We start from the raw sequence: 21,412 nt of genomic DNA on the forward strand, positions 1-21,412 counted from the left end.
CTAGAACTTGTTGAGTGGTCAGGTCAAAAGCTAAAAGAAGGCAAAGCAAGCCTAAATCCGCGTACTCCGCCTATTTTACAAAGACTCAATCTAACGGATAAAGATTGGGTAATTGCTTGCTCACAGTTAGAGAAACAACGAGCCATTTTAGTTGGGTGCAGACAAAGTTTTCCATCGGCTCTGCCTAAATTACGCCGAAGTCGAATACGTGGATACCAATTTAATTAACCAAATTGAACTAAGGCTATTTTTATTCGAAGCGTACTACGACTATATTCTTGTGCTTCATACAATGAATCTTCAGATACAACCTAATATTAAACGCAAACTAGAATATTTTTAAAAAGTTCAATTTCCCAATTAAAGTTTATTCTAATATTCAAAAATTTGGATATTTAAGGTGTCTGTCCTAATATTTATGTCTATTCGAATCTCATACTAGCTAAGGTGTCTGTCCCAATTCCATCCTAGTTCCCTCTACTTAAAGTGTATGTCCCCATATAATCCCTACACAACAGTTGACATTTAATGAATTCAACAGGATGATGGCAATCAATTGATTTTATTAATATAAAAATCACATATTCTATTCTTAATAGCGCCAAAAATTAACATGGATTTTTTAAGCAAGGTGTTCGAAGCAATTAAAAAGTAAGTTTTACTAATTGTCTATAGAACCAAAGAAAAAGTAATCTGTTACAAAAAAGGAAATTGAGTACATGAAGACCCTTCTTTTATTTGCGAAATACATAGCCTTGCAAGAAAAAGCCACGTCTATTTATGAAGAGCACGTGGAAATCGCGTACTTATGCCTAGCCAATTATGTAAAAAAACCGGAGCCAGAATTATTTAACACACTATCCGCGCGCTTTAAATTACCTTCATACGAACAATTAAGTTTGTTCGAAGGATATTCAAAAGATCTGAGCCATTCAACTTTAAATAATGCAGAAAACGCGCAGTTCCTCCCCTTTTCAACCAGTGTTAGTGAGCTTTTAGAACAATTAAATCCATCACAAGAACAAGAACTTTCTTCATGGATAGAAGAAGTGAAGTTATTTAACTTACCAACAGATGACACTGATTATCGAAATAAACTATCACGACTAGAGCAAAGTAAAGCAAAATTATTACAAGAAGTGTACGGTCAAGATCATGCGGTTGAACATCTAATTGATAATATCGCGTCGTCTTTATGGCATGGTAAACAAAATAGGCCAAACGGCACGTTTCTATTTGTAGGTCCCCCTGCTACAGGTAAAACTTACTTAGCTGAATGTTTTTCTAAACAATTAATAGGGGATTATAAATACAAATTTTTCGATATGACACACTACACCAACTCTAATGAAGCTTTTGGTTTGGTGGGTGCAAAAAAAACCTACGATGATTCAGCACCAGGTCAGCTAACCACCTTTGTAAAAAAACATCCAAAATCTGTAATTGTTTTCGATGAAATTGAAAAAGCCCATACTCAGGTATTAATGGCGTTATTGAGATTGCTCTCTAGCGGTTGGATGACGGACGAATATACCGAAGAAGAAATCGACTTTCGTGACACTATAATTATTTTCACCTCTAATCTCGGCCGCTCGGTTTATGGGAAAAAAGAATATCTCCAAGCCATAGATACCAACCCAAATAAAATACGCGCGGCGCTACTAGAGCAACTTAGAAAAGAAACTAAAATAGAAAGTGGACGAGAAGTACAAGCTGTTCCAGCAGAATTACTATCTCGTATATCTCAGGGAGGCGTCCTTTTATTTAAAACACTTGGGTGGCCCGAGTTAATGCGAGTAGCACATCGCCAAATCGAAAATGATCTACTTGCATTCAGTCAACTTAGCCAAATAGAGGTAAATGATTTAACTCATGAGTTAAGTCATTTATTGGTATTAAGTTTTTCTCCTCTATTCGATATTCGAGATATAAAATCAAATATCAGTAGTAAATTAATTGACCCTATAAGCGATTTTTTACGTAAAAATACCGATAGTAAAATAACTTCGATCAGTATTTCACTGTCTGATGACATCGTTCAATTTTTATCTACTAACGACAAAGAATCTCAATTCAAATCATTGCAATTACGCCATGAAGTATTTAGTTTCACATCCAATTGTAAGTTAAGTGATTCAACCTTAAATCTACAATTAAGCTCCCCCAGCCTAGATGTCTTAATACGAGCGGAAGATGTCGAAGTAAGTGGTGGAATTGTCGTTGACCTTCCTACTATTTCATTCGCTGACATAGCAGGGCATGAGTTAATAAAACAACGTTTAACTGAAATTATCAGTATCATTAAAAACCAGCGTTCTCTTATTGAAAAAGGCATTATTCCACCTAAAGGGATGTTGCTTTATGGTCCTCCTGGCACAGGAAAAACAACGTTGGCTCGTGCGCTTGCCAATGAGGCAGGCCTGCCTATAATCAGTTGCTCAGGGAATGATTTACTCACTACGTCATTCATCGAAAAATTATTTGAACGTGCTCGAAAATATGCACCATGCATCGTGTTCATCGATGAAATTGATGCGTTGCCGAAACGTGGTCAAGCGGGGCCAATGGCCGATGCATTAACCAACCGGTTATTGGTTGAAATAGATGGTTTTAGTCAAAGTGCAGATCCTTTGTTCATTGTTGCCGCGACAAATCTACCTCACAAGTTAGATGACGCTTTACTACGGTCAGGACGCTTGGATCTAAAGTTAGAAGTCCCCTATTTAGACAAAGGTGCTCGATTGTGGTTTATAAATCGATTTTTAACCAATGACAGCTACGATAAAAATATCGATAAAGACCTAATCGTCAACTTAACTGCAGGTTGCAGTGGCGCGGATCTTGAAAAAATCAATCGTGAATCCGTTCTTCGTTCTCTGAGTGAAAACAACACCATCATTGATCAAGCCGCTCTTGTAGAACAAATAAATATACTCAAATATGGCGTAAAACGATCGCAAGCAAGTTGTGAGAAATCTTTAGCGGAAACCGCCTACCATGAAGCCGGACATGCCGTTCTTTCTAGAGTTTTAGTCCCAGAAAGAGTAATTGAGCAAATTAGCATTGTTCCTAGAGAAAAATCACTAGGAATGGTCTCATATAATGACGATGAAAAAATCGACTATACCAAATCATTCTGGTTTTCTCTTACTTGCATCGCACTGGCAGGAAGAGCGGCACAAGTCAAACAGTTTGCAGACGACGGCTTAGATACCGGTGCCGCTGGTGACCTAAGACAAGCAATGTATTATGCATGGATGGCAATTGCTCGCTACGGTATGCATACCGATAGTTATAATATCGATGTCACTGCTATCCAAGAGTTTGCAGGGGAACCTTATTTCAAGCAACACACTGAAACCTTAATAAAGTCATGGATAGACGATGCTTCAGCAGAAACAGATAAGCTTATTCATGCTCATTGGCCAACCATACAAGCAGTCGCAAATGCTCTATTAGAACACGAAGTTTTATCTGAAATAGAATTAATCGAACTGATGTAATGTCCATTCGTCACTTTTTTAACTTAGCGTCATCGAAACGCTACTAACCTTATCTAAACGGAGTTATTAATGAGTTTAATCCAGCGTTATACTGAGCTATTCAAAGAATTTAGCCATCAGCAAGAGAATTGGGATTTCACATCGGACAGCCCTTTTACTCTGACTAGAAAGGAATCCGATCAACAATTACCTTTGTCTCTCTTCTTACAAGGTAACGAAGAGACCGTTCATATTTTTTTCAGTCTCTACAATAGTACTACTCTAACCAAATTAGCTAAAGATTGGTTGAAAACTCAAGGTGAAGAAAAATTCGTACGTAAAGACGAAGACTCCGGATTGATCATCTACATCGATCATGAAGGTTTTGCCGCCGTATTAGAAACCAGTGATTCAACCCCAGAAGACGTTATCGCCAGTATTGACCAAAGTATTAAAAAAGCAGAATTATTGCTTATTAAATCGGTAGAATCTGTTCAAAAAGCCAGTGAAAGTAGTAGTTCAGCTGAAGAAAGTACCGATTCAGAGACAGAAACCACCGTAGTTCAAGAGATGGATGTAAGCCAAGTTGTTGAAAGTTACTTGGTTGAAAATAGCTATAAACATAAACACTTAAACGATAGAAAACGCTTTGTTTTTGGTTTCTCGACCAAGAAATATAAAGATAGTGACGGAGATAATAGTGTACAAATCGTCATTGATTACTCCGATGATGATTTACTACGTTTTACCACTCCTTGGCTCTACAAGTTTGACTTAGATAAAACAGACTACAGCCTTATTGCTTCTGCAATTGTTTGGTATCAATTCACCTACAAGTTTTTATCTATGTCTTTAGACCCATCCGATGGAGAACTAACCATTTGTATTGATATTCCTTTAGGTGATGGCGCTAAAGTATGCCACAAACAAATTGATAGATTAGTGAAGTTTATCCACCAAGTCACCGAAGTAACCTACGATGAGATCTTTGGTCAAATGCTTGAAGATAGCCAAGGAGCAGAATCCAAGCTCAAATCTAAGATTGAGTCACACAAGAAAAAAAGAACAAATGCACGTTGGTTCGAATCGGTAAAAGGAAAACTTGATGAATTATCTGAACAGCAAAAAAGACAAATAGAAGAAATCCTAAATAATGGTGATGATGAAGATAAAAGGGCGGGCATTTAATGGCTAAGAGAAAAAAAGACAACCTTGCCAAATATTGGTTTCGTCAAATTGTACACAGTCCAGTTATGCACCTTGTAGTTTCTACATTACTTTTTGGTGCCATCACCTTCCTCATATTTCTATTCACTATAAAATGGGATTTATTGCCGTTAGAGCTATCAACAAGTCAGTTATCGCAAGAAAATACCGGCTTATTTGATGCACTCGGTGGTTGGGCGTTAGGATTTGCTGGCGCTCTAGTGGCAATTAGAATTGCTAGTTTAGCCGCGAGTATTCAACAGAATGATTCGATAAGAGAGCAAGTAAACCTATGGGCAAACGAAGTTGAACGAATTTCGGAACTTAATTCTCGTTTAACTCGAGCGACATATGATGCAAAACGTGCTTGTGCTGCGGTACTACTGCATGCTGAAAAACTGTATCGAACCCAATACTTACCTCCTAGAGTTCCTGAATATCTCAACAACTCTATCTATAAGACAACAGAAGTATCCCCTAACGAATCAATAGATAGACAGCAAGAATTAGAACAAAATTTACAAACTAAACTAGAACAAAAAATAGAGGTTCTTGTCGAGGTAATCGAAGAAGCATCTAAAGATGCGCTATTTCGTGATGTATTAAAGTGCGCCAGTGAAGAACAAAGTGATTTAGCGGTAAACAATAATGAACATTTAATTAGCGAATTTTTTATAGATGAAAAAGTTCGTAAACAAACTATCGATATTATCGACAATGACCAACACTTTTTTAATATACTCGACGGTTTACAATCCGGTGTCCGAAATTTTGGTATCGGTTTAATGGAACTAAGAGCAAAAGATCTATTCGAACATTTTCACAAAGATTTAATGCGAATTACCGAACTACAACAAAATAGTCATGTTGACGAAAGTAAAATCGAAATATCTGACGCTGCATGGCTGTTTCTTGGTTTACTACTACTCAGAAGTAAAGGTAACTCTAAGCTACATAACCGTAGTGAAAACCATGGCTTTATTTTTATTCCACTATTACTCGGCTCTATTCCTACCGGTGAAATGGTTGAAAACTATCTAAATAAAAAAGCGACCGATGTAGAAGGGATATATTCAAAAGATGGTATGGAAGACATAAGATATGAAATATCTTTGCTGTCCAAAAGACTGTATTTTGTAAAAGGCGACGAATTAAGCGATTTAATAAAAATAGTATCGCTCTGCTCTAGTCACCTAGAATACCTAGAAGTATTTGCCGATAATACCGGCATTAGTTCGACCAAAAATAAAGATGAAAATGACCAAAAAGGTTCAGATAAAAGCTTATCACAAAGTGATAAAAATGAATCAGGCGCTGTCGAAGTTAACAATATACGCTAAATCAAATCAGACAAATGATGACAGTTTCAATGGCTATGGTTAGCCATCTTGATATGAGTTAATTAACACAAAGTAAAACTAGATAGCCTAGTAGTAGGTTATCTAGTTTTTTGCCTTTCAATCTATTAGTTCATAAATGTCAGATGTAAAAAGTGGCGTAATAACTATTTAATGCTAAGCCAAATACTACACTGTTACCAAATCTGTCGTTCTGGCTGATAAATACCTCCCAAGATGAGTTGAAACACCTGGTTTCCCGATTTCGCTCCATATCCCTTTGTAGATTAAGCCCGCCACCATCAACAAGACGATATGCTTTATCTCTGGGTTTTGCGTTTGCTACTTCTTTCGCTGTAACTTAGCCATGCTCATTCCGAAAGGAATACTTCTAAAAGCCTAATCCTGTTCCTCAAAATATGAGTAACACCATTAATTTAAGACAATAATATCAATTTGTTATATCAAATTAAATTGAATGTAATTTAGAAAAAATAATGCCAAAATTAATTACAAATGTAATGCCTATTTTTAATATAGTACACAAGCATTACTAATTGCATTACTTTAAAAGTTAGATAGAAATGGACAAGAATGTGCAGGAATTTACACTAACTTATTGATTTAAATAAATTTAAGACAAGAAAAAAGACGCCATTAGGCGTCTTTAGACATGAATTTGGCGGTGAGTGAGAGATTCGAACTCTCGGTACGTTGCCGTACACACACTTTCCAGGCGTGCTCCTTCAGCCACTCGGACAACTCACCGTATTTTGGGTTGCTACGCGAGAGCGTTAACAACGAGGCGCTAATTTAATGATTCTATGCGGTTTGGTCAAGAGGAAAAGTAACAAAACTCATGCTTTTGTAGCCGACTGACTACAAAACAACCTTTACTCATATTAATACCTTACATCAAGTATCCCTTTTTCTAGCCTCTAAATGAAATTAATTATCGACTCCATCACACCTCGAACCATCAATTTTGATCATCAGAGATGCTTTTGCCACTATCCATTATTACCAATATCCGCAGTAACAAAAGGATAATAATTTATGATATCTGTTGCTTTGATAGACGACCACGTGATGGTTCGCTCTGGCTTTGCCCAGTTACTAAGCGTTGAATCAGATATAACCATTGTCGGCGAATTTAGTTCAGCAAAAGAGGCTTTTAGTGCCCTTGCTACTCTTCCCGAGTTAGATGTTGCCGTGATTGATATCTCTATGCCAGATGAAAGTGGCTTGTCGTTGCTTGCTCGCTTAAAAAACGTTCAGCCGGAATTAAAAGCGATTGTGTTGAGTATCTATGATTCGGCTTCATTTGTTAGTAAAGCCATCGATGCGGGAGCATTGGGCTATCTTTCTAAGCGATGTGGCCCCGGTGAATTGGTAACCGCTATTCGCACTGTCTCTGCTGGAGATCGCTATCTTTGCGCCGATGCGCTGTTTAATTTGAGTAACGCCAACGCGCCTTCTACGGCACTCGACCAATTAACCAAACGAGAAAAACAAATATTTGAGCAACTTATTCAGGGCAAAGATGTAAAAGAAGTGGCTTACGATTTATCGCTAAGCCATAAAACCGTTCATGTCCACCGCGCGAATATACTGGGTAAACTTTCGTTGTCCAACAATGTCGATCTAATCCGTTTCGCGATTAAAAATAAATTGTTACCCGAATGAAAACCGTAAAAGAACAAATAAGCAGTCGCGCTTTTACCAGCCTTTTTATTTATGTTATCTACAGTATTACTTGGTTTTGTCTTTGGAGTATTAGCGGTTATCTGGTCAGCAATATCTACATTTCTGGCTTGTTTCTGCCAATTGGTTTGAGATTGGCAGTATTGCTTATCATGCCAATTAAACATTGGTGGGTTGTATTTTTAAGTGAGTTTGTTCTGACTTGCGTTATTGTGCAAACCTTGCAACCTAGCCAAACTGATCTGTTGTTATTTATTGCTCCTTTTATTAGTTACAGTGTTATTCGCCCTATACAACGCTGGTGGCAATACTTAGACACCTATTGGCAACAACTATTGGCTTTATTAGGCGTAATTGTTGTAAATAGTTTTTTATATGGCTGCGTTATTTTCTTTTTAAGCAAGCCGTTATTGCTTGACCTCAGTTTAATATACAGCGCTATGATCGCCACCCTCACTGGCGGTATTATCCTTGCGCCATTTTTTTACCTTTTACATGATTACTTAAATCAAAAGGTTTGGGTTCCGCTCTCTCCCACTCTAGTGCACAACGAAGTGACGTTGCGCCCGTCTGCGTTTTTATGGATGTTATTATTTTTCTGCATTGGTTTACTTGCTGAGCTCAGTTTTAAACAACAAATGGCTTCACTGCTTTTAATCGTGGTTCTGTTGCCAAATATTTTTATGGCTTACCGATACGGCTGGCAGGGCGGCATATTAGCAGCAGTGATGAATAGCGTATTACTGACAATGGCAAAAAAAGTAATGGGCTCATTTTCAACCTACGAAGAGATGCAATTGTTTTTAACGACCCAGGCCTTAGTAGGTTTAGGACTTGGTATCGCGATTAGTCGCCAGTACTTGTTGTCAGAAACACTCAAAAAACTGAACTATGAACTTGCTCATGAACTCTCGGTTAAACAGGCGCTGACTCGCCAGTTAGTGCATGTAGAGGAAGATATTCGTAAATCGGTCGCCAGAGAACTCCACGACGAAATAGGGCAAAATATCACGGCGATACAAATACAGGCGACGTTAGCCAATCGAACAACACAAGAAAGCAATACCAAACAAATTGCGACTGCGATAAATGATCTGGCGTTTAGAGTGCATAGCGCGACACGCCAACTATTATCTCAACTGCGACCGCATGTGCTAGACCAATTAGGGCTTGAAGGTGCTTTAAAACAAATTGCCAATGAAATGAGATTTTCTGAACGCAACGTTACCTTTAATTTAAATATTGGTTTTGACACTGAACAATTAGACGACGTTACTTCGGTTACGGTTTATCGAATTGTGCAAGAGCTGATCAACAATGCAACAAAACATTCTCACGCCACCGAAATTACCCTTACCTTTTTACCAGGAACATTATTTAGCATGGAGTACAGGGACAACGGCATTGGACTACCCGTAAACTGGCAAACTAAAGGAACGGGACTAAAAGGGTTGTCAGAACGAATTACTGCTCTAGGAGGCAGTTTGTCTATCAGCAATGGTTCAGCAAATACAACGAGTCAACAAATTCGCAACGATAAACTACCCAATAACAGCAAACCTGATAATACTGATAAATTTACACCTATGGGTATTCGGATCGTGGTCAGCCTACCAACTAAAGCGAGCCGATCTTTATCAGCAAAAACAGACCAGAGCGCTTCCTCGCCCGACGCGACCATTGGTAGCGACATTAGGGAGAATAGATAATGTTTGGATTGTTGTCTGCAAAGCCACCTGTCGCTACGATAACCGACCAAAAGACCGTTAATTCAACCTATCACTATTGGCGCTTACATCTGATGATATCCATGTATGTAGGCTACGGTATATTCTATTTTACTCGCAAAAGCTTAAACTACAGTATGCCAGTTATGTTAACCGATTTAGGTTGGGAACCTTCCGATATTGGTATGATCGCGACTGTTTATTATATTACGTATGGCACATCGAAGTTTATTTCAGGCATGATAAGTGACCAGTCCAATCCAAGTTATTTTATGGGATTTGGCTTAATTGCTTCTGGCATTATTAACGTTCTTTTTGGCTTCAGTTCATCATTAACCGCCATGCTGATTTTATGGACACTGAATGCGTTTTTTCAGAGTTGGGGTTGGCCTGCTTGTGCAAAGCTACTTACAACCTGGTACTCACGCTCGGAAAGAGGCTTTTGGTGGTCAGTTTGGAATACATGCATTAATGTTAGTGGCGCTCTTCTTCCTATATCCATCGGCTATATTGTTCTAACTTGGGGCTGGCGATTCGGATTTATTGTACCCGGTATTATTGCCATTATTGTGGGTATTGTTTTGTCATTTCGCATGCAAGACAAACCGACCACACTGGGCTTACCGACCGTTGGTGATTGGCGTGATGATCAGTTAGAAAAACAACAGGAACAAGAAGGTATTGGTCTTCCATTTCAGCAAATTGTCAAAACCTACGTTCTTGGCAATAAATACATCTGGTTACTGTGTAGTTCGTATTTATTGGTCTACGTAGTAAGAATAGCGGTAAATGATTGGGGAAGTTTATATCTAGTCGAACGCCATCACGTTGATTTACTCACCGCTAACACCGCCGTCTCTATGTTTGAAGTGGGTGGCTTTTTAGGTTCATTGCTTGGCGGTTGGGGATCGGATAAATTTTTCCATGGTAATCGAGCTCCAATGAATCTTATTTTTGCTCTCGGTATTTTTATCTCTGTCGCAGCATTATGGTTAACCCCCATGAATAATATTTTTATATTATCTGCATGTTTATTTTCGATTGGTTTTTTTATCTTCGGTCCACAAATGATGATAGGCATGGCTGCGGCAGAATGTTCACATAAAAACCTAGCAGGCACCGCGACTGGTTTTGTCGGCTTGTTTGGTTATCTGGGTGCAGCATTGGCCGGTTATCCGATTTCTATCGTCATCGAACAATTTCAATGGCAAGGTTTTTTTGCAGTCATTACTTTAGCCGCTGCTGCTATTGGTATGTTGTTGATCCCTTTTGTGCGAGCCCAACAACGAAGCAATCGTTCTATAACTAATTAGCTGGCCCGTTTATTTAGCGCCTCGGTTCACAGTTATCTATTGGACTTATCTAACTGTGAACCGAGTCTCAAATCCTACATTCATCCTTCAAAACTAGGAAAAATTCCTAGTGGGCTAAAAACCTGTCTCATTCATTTTCTTTGTCTTTTTTCTACTATTAAGTTGTACCTCAATAACGTTATCTCCCTACATAAGGTTAATGAAGGTACACAAGCATCCCCTACAAAACCAGTCACCAAAAGTGACACCAGCTCGGCGTATAAAGCGAATGTTTTTCACTAAACCACTGCTTTGGGCTAGGCAAATACAATAAAAAGAGGAAACAAAAAATGAAAGGGAATATTAAACGCCATCTGCTAGCAGCTTGCATACTAGGTTCTACCGCATTAGCAACTCCACAAGTTATGGCAGAAGGCCGATTAATTGTGTATTGCAGTGCAACCAATGCCATGTGCGAAGCAGAAACCAAAGCGTTTTCAGAAAAGTACGATGTAAAAACGTCTTTTGTCCGTAATGGTTCTGGTAGTACGCTTGCTAAAATACAAGCAGAACGCAAGAACCCAAGAGCGGATGTTTGGTATGGCGGGACTCTTGATCCACAATCACAAGCCGGTGAGATGGATCTTCTAATGCCTTACAAATCACCTCAACTAGATAATATTATCGATAAATTCAAAGACCCAGCAAAACGCAAAGGTAACTACTCTTCTGCGGTTTATATGGGTATCTTAGGCTTTGGTGTTAATACCAAGCGTTTAGAAGAAAAAGGTTTGGCTATCCCTCGTTGTTGGGAAGATTTAACTAAACCAGAATACAAAGATGAAATCCAAATTGCCGATCCACAAAGTTCAGGTACTGCTTACACTGCCCTCGCCACTTTTATTCAACTTTGGGGTGAAGATAAAGCATTCGACTACTTTAAGAGCTTAGACAAGAACATTTCCCAATACACCAAATCGGGTGTGACACCATCTCGTAACTCTGCTCGTGGCGAGATTGCTATTGGTATTGGGTTCTTACACGATTATTCTCTAGAGCAGTCTCAAGGTGCGCCTTTAGAACTTATTTCTCCATGTGAAGGCACAGGGTATGAGATCGGCGGCGTCAGCATGATCAAAGGCGCTCGTAACGAGGAAAATGCCAAGTTGTTCATCGACTGGGTACTGTCTAAAGAAGGTCAACAACTTGCTTGGCAACAAGGCAAGTCTTTCCAAATTTTAACCAATGTAGACGCAGAGCAATCTCCGTATGCGTTAGATCCTCAAAAATTGGATCTTATCGATTATGATATGAATACTTACGGCGCTTCTGACACACGTAAACGCTTAATTAAAAAATGGGTTAACGTAGTTAAAATGGGCGAATAAACCGGCCTTTAATGTGAGTAGCGCAGCCGCGCTGCTCTCTTCTCTTTTTATAAGAGCGAATCATTTTATAAGACCTAGTCATTTATAAATACTGACTTTATAGGGGCTGACTTTGCCAGCGCTTAGGTCTGTTATTCACTAATTTTCGGTTGGAAATATCATGTCTCAATTTGCAACAGAGTCAGACTTGAAAAATCGCCTTGCAGAAAATTCACAACGTGACCCAATATTTTATTGGATCATGTCAATTATTGCTGCCTTCATACTTTTGCCCACTTTTTCACTCGATTATGGGCTTATGGACTCAACATCTGATGAGTTTTTTGAAGCAATGGCATGGAGCGGTACTAATATAGCGTGGCTGTGGTTTAGTCTACCATTGGTACTTTTAATTCGTCCTAAATTTGCCTTAAATAAATATCATACCACCCGCCACAAGTTCGATATTGGCTACACGCTGTTTTGTATCGTATTTATTATTGCTTCCTCAGCAATAACGGGTCAGGGCTTGGGTTATTCCACCCTATTCCTTTTTGCTGCTTTAGCAATGACCATGACACTGGCCATGGCACGGCTCGAATACATGGGGGGAGATGCCTTTGTTATCGGCTCATTAGTCTCGATTATTGGTCTTATTTCGGCCTTTATACTTTATCCAAGTATCGCCATTTTTGTGCCGATGTTTCAAGATGAAATGGGTAACTTTGTTGCTTGGCAGTTCATTGAAATTTTATCGCAGGCGCAGATCATACAAATTATTCTCAACTCTATTATGTTGGGATCGTCTGTAGGTATTACCGCAACCTTTTTTGGCTTGATGTTCGCAATTTATTCAACCCGTATTGCTGAGAAATCGGCGTTTATTACGCGAATCTTTTCTATTCTACCGATTGTAACACCACCATTTGTAGTGGGATTAGGCGTAACATTAATGCTGGGCCGCTCTGGTTATGTGACGGAATTGATGGTCGATTGGTTTGGTTTCGAAAATACCAATTGGTTGTACGGTTTTACTGGTATTTGGATGGCTCAAGTGCTCGCTTTTGCTCCAATGTCTTTTATGATTTTAGATGGGGCAATGAAGTCATTACACCCTTCTTTGGAGGAAGCGTCCTATACGTTACGAGCGAATCGCTACCAAACGTTTTTTGGCATTGTACTACCCTTACTTAAACCTGCGCTGGCTAACTCGTTTTTAATTATTTTCGTTCAATCCTTAGCTGACTTTAGTAACCCGTTAGTACTGGGTGGTAGTTTCGATGTCCTTGCTACACAAATTTACTTCTATATTGCTGGCGCACAACTTGACTATGCCTCAGCCAGTACACTTGGTGCGGTACTATTAATCTTCTCATTGGCTATTTTTGTTATCCAGTATATGTGGATAGGAAAACGCTCTTATGTGACGATTTCTGGTAAATCTTACCGAGGAGATGTTCAGCCTCTACCTACCAGTTTGCGTACTTTTGTCTCAGTTACGTTATATGGTTGGATGATATTTAACGTCTTGCTGTACGGAAGTATTGTCTTTGGTAGCTTTACCGTAAACTGGGGCGTCGATTATTCACTGACTCTGGATAATTACATCAACCTATTTGGCATGGGCTTTGGTGAAGGTGCTTGGCCATCATTGATTAGTACTATGACTTATGCAGGTATTGCCGCACCAATTACAGCAACCTTTGGTTTACTGATCGCTTATATAGTGGTTCGACAACAATTTCATGGTAAAAAAGTGGTCGAATTTATCACTATGCTGTGTTTCGCTGTACCGGGAACGGTAGCGGGTGTTTCATACATCCTTGCTTTTAACGATGCGCCTATTTACTTAACCGGAACCGCAGCTATTGTGATCATTTCGATGGTAATGCGCAACGTACCAGTCGGTATTCGCGCTGGTGTGGCAGGGCTAGGCCAACTAGATAAATCCTTAGATGAAGCGTCGCTCAGCCTTCGAGCTAACTCATTTAAAACCATCATTTATATCTTAATACCGTTACTTCGTCCGGCTATTTTGTCATCGCTGATATACAGTTTCGTCCGCGCTATGACAACGGTGAGCGCAATTATATTCCTTGTGACACCTGAGACTCGTGTAGCGACTTCTTACATTTTAAACCGTGTAGAAGATGGCGAGTACGGTATTGCTATCGCCTATGGCTCACTGCTTATATTTGTCATGTTAAGCATCATTCTGACCTTTGACTACCTAGTAGGCGAGGCACGAATTTCCCGTTCAAAAGCCAAGAACCAAGACTAAATTTGTGGAGAAAATAAAAATGAAAGACAACAGCTTTGTAGTACTCAAAAATGTATGCAAGCGTTTTGGAGATAATACGGTAATTGGTGGACTGGATCTGGAAATAGAAAAAGGGACATTGGTTACTCTACTCGGCCCATCAGGTTGCGGTAAAACCACTGTATTACGTTTAGTTGCTGGGCTAGAAAAACCCACCAGCGGCCAAATATTTATTGATGGGGAAGATGTGACAAATACCTCTATCCAACATCGAGATATTTGTATGGTGTTTCAGTCCTATGCATTATTCCCACATATGTCATTATTTGAAAATGTCGCCTACGGTTTAAAGATGATTAGATTACCAGCTAATGAAATCAAACAACGGGTAGATGAGGCATTAGCATTAGTTGATTTAGGGGATATGGGCGACCGTTTTGTCGACCAAATATCTGGAGGTCAGCAACAGCGTGTGGCACTGGCTAGAGCACTGGTTCTGAAGCCAAAAGTATTATTGTTCGATGAACCATTAAGTAACCTTGACGCTAATTTACGACGTAGTATGCGTGAAACTATCCGAGATCTACAACAACGCTTTAATATTACCTCGCTTTATGTCACTCACGACCAAGCTGAAGCTTTCGCCGTTTCAGATACAGTTGTGGTGATGAAAGATGGCGATATCATGCAAGAAGGCGCACCCGATAACCTGTATCGCTCGCCAGCTTCGATGTTTATGGCAAACTTTATGGGCGATGCGAATATATTTGACGGCGAGTTTAAGCAAGGCAACCTAATAATTAACGGCTACAAAATTGACGCAGATTCAGCCGTTATCCATGGTTTCCCTGAGGGCCATTATCAAATTGGCGTGAGACCTGAAGCCATTCTTATCGCAGGAGAAGGCGAAGTATGCCAACAGTGCCAAGTTAAAGGGATTGTGTACATGGGGTCAATGTACGAGGTGGCAGTAAACTGGCACGGTCAGGAGCTATTACTACAGCTAAACTCCTCACAGTTTGATCCAGAAATTTCAGATCACGCTTATTTAACCATTAATCCAACCGGTATTTTTCTATTACCTAATGCCGCGTAACATCTTGATGATATAACGCTAAAGGGGTCAGGCGTTGCCTGACCCCTATTTTTTCATCTATTAACACTCATCATATAAAAAACCTTGCAATTATCTTAAAGAAGCATAGTGTTATACTCATGTATATCACTATACTCCATAGCAAGGATCATAATGACCGATTGGCACAATGACCAGCCTATTTTTCGTCAGCTCAGTGAACGCATCTGCCAACAGATTCTGCAAGGTATCTGGCAAGAACAACAACCGCTTCCTTCGGTACGAACTGTGGCGACTGAATTAAAAATTAATCATTTAACAGTAATGAAAGGCTACCAATTATTAGTTGATCAGGGGTTGGTTGAAAAAAAACGTGGTCAAGGTATGTTCGTAGTACAAGGTGCATTATCCCTTCTACGTACCAAGCAGAAACAAGACTTTTTACAACAACAAATCCCTATGATTGCTCAAACATTATCGCAAATCGATATGTCGATAGACGAGTTTATTCAACACATTAAACACACTCAAAAGCGACAACAAGAGACAGCAGGTAAACAATGAAACCTTTAGTCCGTGTTCAAAACGTTTCAAAAAATTATCAAGCTTCAAGATCGTATAAAGGATCAAAGCACTCACAAACTAAGGTCGCGTTAAACGACATCAGTTTCGAACTATACCCTGGACAGATTCTTGGCCTACTGGGACACAATGGTGCGGGGAAATCGACCTTAATCAATGCATTACTTGGGGCACACCGATACCAAGGCGAGATTGACATTAATGGCTGCCACCCTATCCAGCAACACGCTGAATTAATGCTGCAGTTAGCATACATATCCGATGTCAACGTGCTACCCGATTGGATGAGCGTCAAACAAATACTTAAATATACGGCGGGGGTGCATCCAAGTTTTGATATAGACAAAGCCATACACACATTAGCTCGCACCCAAATTGATCCTTCAAGTAAAATCAAAAGCCTATCTAAAGGTATGAAAGTTCAATTGCACCTCGCTATCGTTATCGCGACAGACAGTAAAGTATTAATATTAGATGAACCAACACTGGGATTGGATCTACTCTATCGAGATGTATTCTATCGACACCTTTTAGAATGGTTTCATGACGGTGAGCGTGCACTGATTATTGCCAGCCATGAGGTCTCAGAAATCGAACATTTACTTACCGATGTTGTCATGCTTAAGCAAGGTAAAGCCATACTGCAAGGCAGTATGGAAAAGATAGGCGAAGACTATTTTATTTTAGAGGCGGACCAAAAACACAGCGAAATAATTGAGTCATTGAATCCTTTAAATAGCCAAATTAGCTTAGGCACAGTCAAGTGTTTACTCAAAAGCGACCAACTCTCCACCGCAGAAAATTGGGGGAATATTCATCGAGCTAGCTTGGCCGATCTGTTTATTGCTTTACAAAAAGAGGACGTATAATGCACGCCAGTATCTATATGCTAGAAAAAGAATTAATCGAACATAAGAACATTACTCGTGTTCCTTTTTTTCTATTTATTGTGGCGGTTATCATGATTGTCGGACTAATAGCTAACTCGAGCCACAATAGTCATATGGCATTTGAAATGCATTACTCGGGTAATAATGTAGACATGTTTGATGTTTTTTCATCAAATGTTTATGCCGCAATGAGTTATTCAGTTAGCTTAGTTTCTATTATTTTAAGCTCACTATATTTACCAAAAACCTTACGTAAAGAACGAGTAGAAGGCAGCTCGATGTTCTGGCGAAGTATGCCCGTTTCTCATGCCCTAACCCATAGTGTGAAACTCGGCTTTGGCTTGTTAGTCATCCCTGCAATTTGCTCGTTGTTATTATTGAGTACAAATTTAATATTATGGTTGGCGAATATCTCAATCAATGAACCTGTTACCCTATTCTTAGGGCAAGTTTCATTTATCGACATCATCATTAACTGGTTGGATTTTTTATTTAAAATGAGCCTTATCGCCTTGGCATTATTACCGCTGGCAACTATTGCATTAATGACCTCCCAACTGGTTAGTTCGCCAATACTTATAATGCTACTGGGCTACTACGTCGTAAAATGGGTGTCGTTATACCTGTTTGGCTTTACTGCATTAAGTGTATTTTTTGATGCAATATTATCTATTCCAAACTTGATTTTCAGTTCTGAACCATTAACTGGTTTCATCCATGCAGGAGTGTTCAATCTGATTATCTATTACACACTAGGGATCGTTGCATTATTCGCCAGTCTATCTTTAAGTCAAACCAATGAGCTTTCTTTTCGACAATAAACACCGGGGCCAGATGTTGTTTTTTGTGTTTAATAAACAACAAAATAAACACCTGCCCCCGAATTTTATATATGCGATACGTAGCCAGGCACGCGAAACCACTTACGACAACTATCTAGAAAGTGTCCGTATATCACCCCCATACCACAAGAAATAGCCGCATTAGTTGTTACTGCGGTTACTATTTGATCAACAGAAGCACCTACTGAAAACAAAATAGCGGCATATACTGGTGATTGAAAGGCAACATACGCAATAAGATCTGAGACATTTTTGACAAATGAGCTCGGCGATAATTTTGCACCTTGTCTAAGTGCCCAATCCCTAAATAATCCATACGGCAGTGCAATCAATATATTGACTGGTATAGAAACTAACCTGGATGCGAGTGATTTCTCAAACGACATTCCTGATATAAAAACTTCAATAATCATCCCTGAAATAAAGCAAAACACCACCATTGCAAATGTGTCTGCAGCTGCGTTCCTAATGCAAAAAGGAGCACGTGATTTCATTTTTTCCTCGGCAAAATAGATAAAAATTACAACAAAAAAACAGTTAAAAAACGCCCACTGAGCCTTATATTTGACTCTAGATTTTATCGCTATTAAAACAGAAAAACTGCAGCTTGTATCACCAAATTTTAAGTATTTTGGCAGTTGATAACACCAATTATTAACTTAAAAATAGTGAATTGAACTAAAATAAATTACAATGATTAATTCGTGAACATTTACCTTTATAACCATAATATAAGTCTGGTTTTTAGCTTGTTCACTTAAGTCATTAGGGAATAAAACACGAGATCTGTCTGCTCAAATAAACTCAAATACGTGTTAAGATACGGGCTAAACTCATTTTGGGAATGTAACGTGACATTGAAAGAATTGCTTCAACAACCTGAATTTGAAAATAAGCTTCTCGGCGAAGCTCAAACACGCGGTTTTATTACCGCTATGGCCGCGGCACCGATTTTACTCGCCCCAACAGAATGGATCCCTTTTCTTTGGGGTGGAGAAGAAATCGCTCCCTTCAGTGATGGTGCGCAATTTGAACACTATGCCGATTTAGTTATCGAGGTGTGGAACACTACCCGCCCAGAGCTATTAGATGGTACTTGGCAGTGGCCAGAAGGCTATACGCTAGATGAAAAAGAGATCGTTTCTCAAGATGCTAGAGACTTTGTCGAAGGTTTACTGCAAGGTTGGCAATTGGCTCGAGACGACTGGGAAACATTGATGCCAGAGCACAGTGAAGACAATGCCTTGCTCGGTGGTGTCTTGCTCTCTTTAAGTATGTTGTATGATCCAGATACTGCGATAGAAACACTTAAGCAGCATGGTGTGGAAGGTTTAGAACAATTCGAAGAAATTTATGCAGCTATTCCGGTGATGCTATGTGGTTTAACTCAGCGAGGTGCTGAATTAGCTCAACAGCAGTAAATCGGTACGTAAAGCCTGTACGCAAATTGATAAATCAATATATCAATAGATAAGTCGTATAAATAGATAGACCAGTATAAATAGTCCAAAGCCACCAAAGCTTGGTGAATATCCCGCTCTGGTGGCTTATAAAAACATACTATTAATCAGTAACAATATCTAATCAGTAACAATAACTTAAAAATTAATTTTGCATCTGTTCTGCGAAATCGAGCATGCGATTAAGAGGAATCAACGATTTGACTCGAATCTCTTCATCGACAAAGATTTCATGTTGTTTAGATTCCCCAGTAAGTGCACTTTCAATCGCAGCCAGCCCATTCATTGCCATCCAAGGACAATGGGCACAACTACGGCAAGTTGCACCCGCACCCGCGGTTGGCGCTTCCATCAGTTCCTTTTCAGGTACTAATTGCTGCATTTTAAAGAAAATACCTTTGTCAGTTGCAACAATTAGCTTTTTGTTAGGTAATGATTTAGCCGATTTAATCAATTGGCTGGTTGAACCAACGGCATCAGCCAATTCAACCACTGAAGCAGGTGACTCTGGATGCACCAACACGGCAGCATCAGGATATAATGCTTTCATGTCTTTCAATGCTTTAGCCGAGAACTCATCATGCACTACGCATTCACCTTGCCATAACAACATGTCTGCGCCTGTCTTATTAGCAATATAAGATCCTAAGTGACGATCAGGTCCCCAGATGATTTTCTTATCTTCATCATCTAAATGCTCGACAATTTCAAGTGCAATACTCGACGTGACGACCCAATCAGCTCTGGCTTTGACCGCTGCCGATGTATTGGCATAAACAACCACTGTGTGATCTGGATGCGCGTCACAAAACTCGGTAAACTTGTCGGCTGGACAGCCTAAATCTAACGAACATTCAGCTTCTAGATTAGGCATTAATATAGTTTTCTCTGGAGTCAGTATTTTAGCAGACTCCCCCATGAAACGGACACCAGCTATAATAAGTGTACTGGCTGAATGTCGATTACCAAACTTAGCCATTTCTAGCGAATCGCCAACAAATCCACCCGTTTCTTCTGCAAGGGCTTGGATTTCAGGATCAGTATAGTAATGGGCAATTAATACCGCATCCTTCTCTTGCAACAATTGCTTTATATTCTCGACATGAGCTTGTTTTTGCTGATCGGTAAGAGGCTTTGGTTTAGGAGGAAATGGATAAACCGTGTTTTCTATTAAATCTAAAATATGACTCATTATTATTTGCTCTATGCACCTTCCGCGAATCCGGACATTGTACACCTGATGCGACGTGCTTTTCTAGCGTTGTTACATATTTGATAAAATCCGATTAAATCAGTCCCACCTAATACCCAACAGATTTACGGTTTGATTTATGGCTTACAACTAGATGAACTCGTTACGATGAACCATGGTTAATAAAAATAGACCATCGCGGTCTATTTTTATTATTTAATTTTTGACGTTGCCATATTAGCGGATGCGGAGCCAGGGTAGTCGTCGACGACTTGCTGATAATACTTATTAGCAACACTTTGTTTTCCATTGCGAGCAGCAATATCACCAAGTTTAACTAATGAATCAGCTCTCTTATTGGAATCCTTATAAGAAACGACAGAAGCAAAGCTTTTGGCTGCTTCGATATCTTTCTTAAGAGCAAAATTAAGTTGCCCTACCCAGTAATGAGAATTGGCAATATACGATGAATTGGGGAAATCTTTTTGAAATTTAGCAAATGCGTCCAACGCACCTGTATAATCTTTTTCGACTTGAACTAAGTACACTGCTTTTTTATACGCAGCTTCTTCGCTCTCATCTGCCGTATAAACACCGCCAGCGGCTACCGAAGTAGAGCTCTGTTCCGAACTATCTGTGGTCGGTTGTTGCTTTTGGCTTTTCACCCTATCCAATTCAATAAATAACTCTCTTTGACGATCTAACATCTGCTTCATATCGTAGCTATTTCGCTCAACCATTCCACGAAGTTCACTAATTTCTGATGCCATACCATCAATTTGTTGTTGCAGACGCAATTGAACCCGAGAGGAATTGCTCAGCAAACGTTCTAGCCTTTGTACATCTGTTTCAGGGCCAGAATTTACCGAAGATAAACTAGAGTTGCTGCTGTTAATATCAGATACTGGAGCCGGTGCGGCGAACACTAGATTCGCCACACTCGCCAGTAACGTAAGCGAAACAGCTCGCTTAAAGTTACTGAACATAAGGTCTACC

At 39.5% G+C, this 21,412-nt stretch carries 16 protein-coding genes, 1 tRNA gene and 1 pseudogene; 14 read left to right on the forward strand and 4 right to left on the reverse strand.

Annotated features, from left to right (window positions below; genetic code table 11):
- From R3X26_RS05450 to R3X26_RS05465, 4 genes and pseudogenes are all read left to right on the forward strand, one after another.
- Positions 1-228, forward strand: a pseudogene (locus tag R3X26_RS05450) (transposase); the annotation flags it as partial.
- A 491-nt stretch (positions 229-719) separates the two neighbouring features.
- A complete protein-coding gene (locus R3X26_RS05455; protein WP_317716211.1) occupies positions 720-3,503 on the forward strand; it encodes an AAA family ATPase in 2,784 nt (927 codons plus the stop codon).
- Between the two features lie 69 nt (positions 3,504-3,572).
- Positions 3,573-4,670, forward strand: coding sequence for a hypothetical protein (locus R3X26_RS05460; RefSeq protein ID WP_317716212.1), 1,098 nt, complete (start codon positions 3,573-3,575; stop codon positions 4,668-4,670).
- Positions 4,670-6,028, forward strand: a complete 1,359-nt coding sequence (locus R3X26_RS05465; protein ID WP_317716213.1) for a hypothetical protein — start codon at positions 4,670-4,672, stop codon at positions 6,026-6,028. Before R3X26_RS05460 ends, R3X26_RS05465 begins: the two co-directional genes overlap by 1 nt.
- A gap of 677 nt (positions 6,029-6,705) precedes the next feature.
- On the opposite strand, the gene R3X26_RS05470 is transcribed toward R3X26_RS05465, so the two are convergent.
- Positions 6,706-6,793: transfer RNA gene (locus R3X26_RS05470), tRNA-Ser, on the reverse strand.
- A gap of 288 nt (positions 6,794-7,081) precedes the next feature.
- Between R3X26_RS05470 and R3X26_RS05475 the strand changes: the two genes are divergently transcribed.
- The 9 genes from R3X26_RS05475 (at position 7,082) to R3X26_RS05515 (ending at position 17,743) form a co-directional block, all read left to right on the forward strand.
- Positions 7,082-7,711: a response regulator gene (locus R3X26_RS05475; protein ID WP_317716214.1), complete on the forward strand. Its 630-nt coding sequence runs from the start codon at positions 7,082-7,084 to the stop codon at positions 7,709-7,711.
- Positions 7,708-9,438: an MASE1 domain-containing protein gene (locus R3X26_RS05480; protein WP_317716215.1), complete on the forward strand. Its 1,731-nt coding sequence runs from the start codon at positions 7,708-7,710 to the stop codon at positions 9,436-9,438. Before R3X26_RS05475 ends, R3X26_RS05480 begins: the two co-directional genes overlap by 4 nt.
- Entirely contained in the window at positions 9,438-10,769 is a 1,332-nt protein-coding gene (gene uhpC, locus R3X26_RS05485; RefSeq protein ID WP_317716216.1) for an MFS transporter family glucose-6-phosphate receptor UhpC, read from the forward strand. Before R3X26_RS05480 ends, uhpC begins: the two co-directional genes overlap by 1 nt.
- A gap of 329 nt (positions 10,770-11,098) precedes the next feature.
- Entirely contained in the window at positions 11,099-12,136 is a 1,038-nt protein-coding gene (locus tag R3X26_RS05490) for an ABC transporter substrate-binding protein (RefSeq protein WP_317716217.1), read from the forward strand.
- A 160-nt stretch (positions 12,137-12,296) separates the two neighbouring features.
- Complete coding sequence (locus R3X26_RS05495; RefSeq protein WP_317716218.1) at positions 12,297-14,396, forward strand: iron ABC transporter permease; 2,100 nt, start codon at positions 12,297-12,299, stop codon at positions 14,394-14,396.
- Positions 14,397-14,415: 19 nt separating this feature from the next.
- Positions 14,416-15,471: a ferric ABC transporter ATP-binding protein gene (gene fbpC / locus R3X26_RS05500; protein ID WP_317716219.1), complete on the forward strand. Its 1,056-nt coding sequence runs from the start codon at positions 14,416-14,418 to the stop codon at positions 15,469-15,471.
- Positions 15,472-15,624: 153 nt separating this feature from the next.
- Positions 15,625-16,014 carry a GntR family transcriptional regulator gene (locus tag R3X26_RS05505; protein ID WP_317716220.1) on the forward strand — a complete coding sequence of 130 codons (390 nt, stop codon included), beginning with the start codon at positions 15,625-15,627 and terminating at the stop codon, positions 16,012-16,014.
- Entirely contained in the window at positions 16,011-16,901 is an 891-nt protein-coding gene (locus R3X26_RS05510) for an ABC transporter ATP-binding protein (RefSeq protein ID WP_317716221.1), read from the forward strand. The genes R3X26_RS05505 and R3X26_RS05510 overlap by 4 nt, the downstream gene beginning before the upstream one ends.
- Positions 16,901-17,743, forward strand: coding sequence for a hypothetical protein (locus tag R3X26_RS05515; RefSeq protein ID WP_317716222.1), 843 nt, complete (start codon positions 16,901-16,903; stop codon positions 17,741-17,743). The genes R3X26_RS05510 and R3X26_RS05515 overlap by 1 nt, the downstream gene beginning before the upstream one ends.
- Positions 17,744-17,808: 65 nt before the next feature.
- Here R3X26_RS05515 and R3X26_RS05520 read toward each other — a convergent pair whose 3' ends face one another.
- A complete protein-coding gene (locus tag R3X26_RS05520; RefSeq protein ID WP_317716223.1) occupies positions 17,809-18,258 on the reverse strand; it encodes an L-alanine exporter AlaE in 450 nt (149 codons plus the stop codon).
- A gap of 357 nt (positions 18,259-18,615) precedes the next feature.
- Between R3X26_RS05520 and R3X26_RS05525 the strand changes: the two genes are divergently transcribed.
- Positions 18,616-19,185, forward strand: a complete 570-nt coding sequence (locus R3X26_RS05525; protein ID WP_317716224.1) for a UPF0149 family protein — start codon at positions 18,616-18,618, stop codon at positions 19,183-19,185.
- Positions 19,186-19,369: 184 nt separating this feature from the next.
- Here R3X26_RS05525 and nadA read toward each other — a convergent pair whose 3' ends face one another.
- Both nadA and ybgF read right to left on the reverse strand, forming a co-directional pair.
- Positions 19,370-20,416: a quinolinate synthase NadA gene (gene nadA, locus R3X26_RS05530; RefSeq protein ID WP_317716225.1), complete on the reverse strand. Its 1,047-nt coding sequence runs from the start codon at positions 20,414-20,416 to the stop codon at positions 19,370-19,372.
- Between the two features lie 212 nt (positions 20,417-20,628).
- Positions 20,629-21,402, reverse strand: a complete 774-nt coding sequence (ybgF, locus tag R3X26_RS05535; protein ID WP_317716226.1) for a tol-pal system protein YbgF — start codon at positions 21,400-21,402, stop codon at positions 20,629-20,631.
- Between the last annotated feature and the right edge of the window lie 10 nt (positions 21,403-21,412).

This window comes from Vibrio sp. TH_r3, assembly GCF_033101115.1.
GTDB lineage: Bacteria > Pseudomonadota > Gammaproteobacteria > Enterobacterales > Vibrionaceae > Vibrio.

Bases quoted from the DNA above. Each gene is read 5' to 3' on its own strand.
- R3X26_RS05455 (WP_317716211.1), top strand. From the start codon at position 720: ATGAAGACCCTTCTTTTATTTGCGAAATACATAGCCTTGCAAGAAAAA.
- R3X26_RS05460 (WP_317716212.1), top strand. From the start codon at position 3,573: ATGAGTTTAATCCAGCGTTATACTGAGCTATTCAAAGAATTTAGCCAT.
- R3X26_RS05465 (WP_317716213.1), top strand. From the start codon at position 4,670: ATGGCTAAGAGAAAAAAAGACAACCTTGCCAAATATTGGTTTCGTCAA.
- R3X26_RS05475 (WP_317716214.1), top strand. From the start codon at position 7,082: ATGATATCTGTTGCTTTGATAGACGACCACGTGATGGTTCGCTCTGGC.
- R3X26_RS05480 (WP_317716215.1), top strand. From the start codon at position 7,708: ATGAAAACCGTAAAAGAACAAATAAGCAGTCGCGCTTTTACCAGCCTT.
- uhpC (WP_317716216.1), top strand. From the start codon at position 9,438: ATGTTTGGATTGTTGTCTGCAAAGCCACCTGTCGCTACGATAACCGAC.
- R3X26_RS05490 (WP_317716217.1), top strand. From the start codon at position 11,099: ATGAAAGGGAATATTAAACGCCATCTGCTAGCAGCTTGCATACTAGGT.
- R3X26_RS05495 (WP_317716218.1), top strand. From the start codon at position 12,297: ATGTCTCAATTTGCAACAGAGTCAGACTTGAAAAATCGCCTTGCAGAA.
- fbpC (WP_317716219.1), top strand. From the start codon at position 14,416: ATGAAAGACAACAGCTTTGTAGTACTCAAAAATGTATGCAAGCGTTTT.
- R3X26_RS05505 (WP_317716220.1), top strand. From the start codon at position 15,625: ATGACCGATTGGCACAATGACCAGCCTATTTTTCGTCAGCTCAGTGAA.
- R3X26_RS05510 (WP_317716221.1), top strand. From the start codon at position 16,011: ATGAAACCTTTAGTCCGTGTTCAAAACGTTTCAAAAAATTATCAAGCT.
- R3X26_RS05515 (WP_317716222.1), top strand. From the start codon at position 16,901: ATGCACGCCAGTATCTATATGCTAGAAAAAGAATTAATCGAACATAAG.
- R3X26_RS05520 (WP_317716223.1), bottom strand. From the start codon at position 18,258: ATGAAATCACGTGCTCCTTTTTGCATTAGGAACGCAGCTGCAGACACA.
- nadA (WP_317716225.1), bottom strand. From the start codon at position 20,416: ATGAGTCATATTTTAGATTTAATAGAAAACACGGTTTATCCATTTCCT.
- ybgF (WP_317716226.1), bottom strand. From the start codon at position 21,402: ATGTTCAGTAACTTTAAGCGAGCTGTTTCGCTTACGTTACTGGCGAGT.